Below are 4,266 nucleotides of genomic sequence, written 5' to 3' on the forward strand. Positions count from 1 at the left end.
GCACAACATCTTGAAACGAGTGGACATGATGAAAAAGATACAGTAGCCACGCAGCGTTAGCGCTAACGCAATTAGATAGAAAGCATCGCAAACCATGGTCTCGCGTGTTATTCCGGTTGAAACCTTTGATCTGGTCATTTTTGGCGGTACGGGTGATCTTGCCCGTCGCAAGATCTTGCCGGGGATGTTCCGGCGGTTCCTGTCAGGCCAGATGCCGCAGGGTTCGCGCATTATTGGTGCGGCGCGCTCGGAGATGGACAGCGCGGCTTTTCGCGCCATGACCGCCGATGCAATTGCGGCATTTGGTGGAAAAGAATCGCATGACAAGAAAGGCCTGAAGGACTTTCTGCAATGCATTGATTATATTGCGATTGATGCGAAAGGTGATGCCGGTTGGGCCGAACTGGGCGCTATGGTCAGACAGGATGTTGTGCAATCCTTTTACTTTTCCGTGGCACCAGCCTTTTTTGGTGATCTGGCTGAACGGCTGCACCGCAACAAGATTGCCAATGCCGACAGCCGGATCGTGGTTGAAAAACCTTTCGGCCGTGATCTGGAGTCGGCGCGTGCGCTGAATGCGACCTTGGCAGCCCATTTTGACGAACGCCAGATTTACCGCATTGATCACTACTTGGGCAAGGAAACGGTGCAAAACCTGATGGCGGTCCGGTTCGGCAACATGCTGTTTGAGCCGATTTGGAACAACCACTACGTGGACCATATCCAGATCACGGTTGCCGAAACGGTCAGTGTCGAAGGCCGTGGCGCTTATTATGACAAATCCGGCGCGATGCGTGACATGGTGCAAAACCACCTGATGCAGCTTTTGTGCCTGATCGCGATGGAACCCCCCAGCCAGTTTGGTGCGGATGAGGTGCGCGATGAAAAGCTCAAGGTTATCCGCGCGCTGCAGCCGGTCGAACCGCAGCACATTGTGCGCGGGCAATATGATGCTGATGCGCTTGGCCCCAGCTATCGCGAAGACGCGGAAAACCCGCGCAGCCTGACCGAAAGCTTTGTCGCGATGAAGTGCCATATCGCCAACTGGCGGTGGGCCGGGGTGCCGTTCTATCTGCGCACGGGTAAACGGATGAAGGCGCGTGCGTCAGAAATTTCTGTTGTTTTCAAAGATCTTGGTCACACTATTTTCGAAGGCGACGAGGCCCGCCATCGCAATATCCTGTCGATCAGGTTGCAACCCAACGAAGGGATCGACCTTCAGGTGACAATCAAGGAACCTGGCCCGGGGGGCATGCGGCTGGTGGATGTGCCGCTGGATATGACGTTTGCCGATGCGCTTGGCCCCGACGCCGGCGATGTGCCTGACGCCTATGAGCGGCTGATCATGGATGTGATCCGGGGCAACCAGACCCTGTTTATGCGCGGCGACGAGGTTGAAGCCGCATGGGCCTGGACTGACCCGCTTATCCAAGGGTGGGAAGAGCGCGAGGATGTGCCCAAGCATTATGAAGCCGGGTCAACCGGGCCAGAGGATGCGTTGATGCTGATGCACCGTGACGGTCGCAAGTGGCGAGAAATCAAGGCCTGATTAATTCATGCAAACAGGATGAAGACTGCGCGCGTTAGGTATACACTCGTGCGAGACAACATCAGTGGGGAACAATCCGATGCAGATTATCGACTATCCTGATGCAGAGATGATGATGATACGTCTTGCCGATCTTTTGGCAAGCGAATTGCGGACAGCGCTTTCCATGCATGATCGTGTGTCAATCGCCGTGCCGGGCGGTACGACGCCGGCGCCGATTTTTGATTCGCTCTGCGCCGTTGATCTGGCGTGGGACCGCGTGCATGTGATGCTGACCGATGAACGTTGGGTGCCGACAACCGATGCACGATCAAACACGCGCCTCTTGCGCGAACACCTGCTGACAGACAGGGCCGCGGCCGCGGTTTATCTGCCACTTTATGCTGATGCCCCCACACCAGAGGAAAAGCTCGGCGAACTTGCCGCCAACATCGCCCCGGTGCTGCCGCTGTCGGTTGCTTTGCTGGGTATGGGGGCCGATATGCACACAGCGTCCATGTTTCCCGAGGCGGATCAGTTGGAGCGGGCCTTGAGCGGTGATGATATCCTTGTGGCAATGCGCGCGCCCGGCGCGCCCGAACCGCGTATCACCTTGTCAGCCAAAGTGCTGAACGGGGCAATGAACCGGCATTTGGTGATTGTTGGGCTGGAAAAGCGGGCCGCGCTGGAAAAAGCGCGCGCTGTTTCAGCGCAAGAAGCACCTGTCGCGGCGATCTTGCCCGGCACAACAGTTCACTGGGCGGAGCAATAAGACATGTGGAACTTGCTGAGAGAGCATCACGCGCAAGTGGCTGACCGGCGCTTTGAATCTTTGGTAGATGCGGATCGTGCGGCTGCATTTTCCGCGCAGGCCGGCGACATGCTGCTAGATTATGCCAAGACGAACATAGATACCTATGGCCGCGCAATGTTGATTGATTTGCTGGACCAAACCGGCGTCGCGGCAAAACGCGATGCCATGTTTGCCGGTGCCCCGATCAATGAAACCGAAGGCCGCGCAGTCTTGCACACTGCATTGCGCAACCTTGATGGCGGGCCTGTCATGGTTGACGGAAAGGACGTCATGCCAGATGTGCGGGCCACGCTGGCCCGGATGGAAAGCTTTGCCGCCGATGTCCGCAAGGGGCGCTTTGTCGGGCAGGGCGGTGCAATCACCGATGTTGTAAATATCGGGATTGGTGGGTCCGACCTTGGCCCGGCGATGGCGACATTGGCGCTGGCCCCCTACCACGATGGGCCACGCTGCCATTTTGTCAGCAATGTCGATCCAGCCGATATTGCCGGTGTCTTGCGCGGTTGCGACCCGGCGACAACACTTGTGATTGTCGCGTCAAAGACCTTTACCACCATTGAAACCATGACCAACGCCCGCACAGCTTTGGCGTGGATGGGCGGAACGGTGCGCGACCCTGCTGCCCAATTCGTCGCCTTGTCGACAGCGGCGGACAAGACGGCGGAATTCGGGATCGACCCGGAACGGGTCTTTGGTTTCGCTGATTGGGTCGGCGGGCGTTATTCGATGTGGGGCCCGATTGGCCTGTCTTTGATGATGGCGATTGGCCCGGATGCATTTCGCGCGTTCCTGCGGGGGGCGCAGGCGATGGATGTGCATTTCAAATCGGCAGATTGGCTTGAAAACCTGCCTGCTTTGCTGGCATTGGTCGGCATTTGGCACAACCAGATTTGCGGCTACGCAACACGGGCTGTTCTGCCTTATGACAACAACCTCAGTCGCTTGCCTGCTTATCTTCAGCAACTTGAGATGGAAAGCAACGGCAAGGGCGTCAGCATCGATGGCGATGCCTTGGCGGTGCCATCTGGCCCGGTGGTTTGGGGGGAACCGGGCACGAACGGCCAGCATGCATTCTATCAGCTGATCCATCAGGGCACCCGGGTCGTGCCGTGTGAATTTCTTGTTGCCGCGCGGGGGCACGAGGATGATCTGCACCACCAGCACCAATTGCTGGTCGCCAATTGCCTGGCCCAGTCCGAGGCGCTGATGCGTGGGCGCGGTCTGGATGCGGCGCGCGCCAAACTGGCGGGCCGGTTCAAAGATGCCGAATTGGAACGGCAAGCGCGTCATCGTGTTTTTGCGGGCAACCGCCCATCTGTTACCATCGCCTATCCGCAGCTGACGCCCTTTGCCTTGGGGCAAATCATCGCGCTTTATGAACATCGGGTGTTCGTGGAAGGCGTGGTGCTGGGCATTAATTCTTATGACCAATGGGGCGTTGAACTGGGCAAGGAACTGGCCACAGCCCTGCAACCTGTCATCGAAGGTGCAACTGGCACAGATGGGAAAGATGGCTCGACCGCCGCATTGGTGGGATATTTGCGCCGCAATGGGGTGTAAGGTTGTCGCTGCGCTGCCATAAATTGCGGCGGGATTCGGAACGGAAAGGCCCAGAAATGATCGTGGAATATCTGCCCTATGCCATGGCTGTTGTCCTGTTGGCGGCAATTTTCGTGGAGCTGCGGACGGGTAAAATTCCCAATTGGTTAACATTGTTGCCCTTTGTCATGTTCGTCGTCGTTGCGGCAACTGCGCATGACCGCGCTGCCCTTGGTTGGCAAATGGGGCTGGCGGCAGGGGTTTTTGTTGTCGGGATATTGGGGTTTGTCTTTGCGGGTTTTGGTGCAGGTGCGGTCAAGCTGATGACAGGCGTGGCGCTGTTTGTGCCCTTGGAAAAAGGGATTTTTGCGCTGATGGTTTTTGT

General features: G+C 57.4%; 4 protein-coding genes. All 4 read left to right on the forward strand.

The genetic code is table 11. The annotated features are described in order from the left end of the window. The first annotated feature begins 94 nt into the window (after positions 1-94). Positions 95-1,549 (forward strand): glucose-6-phosphate dehydrogenase, encoded by a 1,455-nt coding sequence (zwf, locus tag IBX59_RS14720; RefSeq protein WP_296376911.1) that lies wholly within the window; start codon positions 95-97, stop codon positions 1,547-1,549. A gap of 79 nt (positions 1,550-1,628) precedes the next feature. After that, entirely contained in the window at positions 1,629-2,300 is a 672-nt protein-coding gene (gene pgl / locus IBX59_RS14725) for a 6-phosphogluconolactonase (protein WP_296376913.1), read from the forward strand. Positions 2,301-2,303: 3 nt separating this feature from the next. Further along, positions 2,304-3,902 carry a glucose-6-phosphate isomerase gene (gene pgi / locus IBX59_RS14730; RefSeq protein WP_296376915.1) on the forward strand — a complete coding sequence of 533 codons (1,599 nt, stop codon included), beginning with the start codon at positions 2,304-2,306 and terminating at the stop codon, positions 3,900-3,902. A gap of 56 nt (positions 3,903-3,958) precedes the next feature. Continuing rightward, on the forward strand, positions 3,959-4,266 hold a 308-nt coding region (locus tag IBX59_RS14735; RefSeq protein ID WP_296376917.1), incomplete at its 3' end, for a prepilin peptidase.

It is taken from the genome of Yoonia sp. (assembly GCF_014859355.1).
Classification (GTDB): domain Bacteria; phylum Pseudomonadota; class Alphaproteobacteria; order Rhodobacterales; family Rhodobacteraceae; genus Yoonia.

What these genes read in the sequence shown, in the direction of transcription:
- zwf (WP_296376911.1), top strand. Translation starts at nt 95, where the DNA reads ATGGTCTCGCGTGTTATTCCGGTTGAAACCTTTGATCTGGTCATTTTT.
- pgl (WP_296376913.1), top strand. Translation starts at nt 1,629, where the DNA reads ATGCAGATTATCGACTATCCTGATGCAGAGATGATGATGATACGTCTT.
- pgi (WP_296376915.1), top strand. Translation starts at nt 2,304, where the DNA reads ATGTGGAACTTGCTGAGAGAGCATCACGCGCAAGTGGCTGACCGGCGC.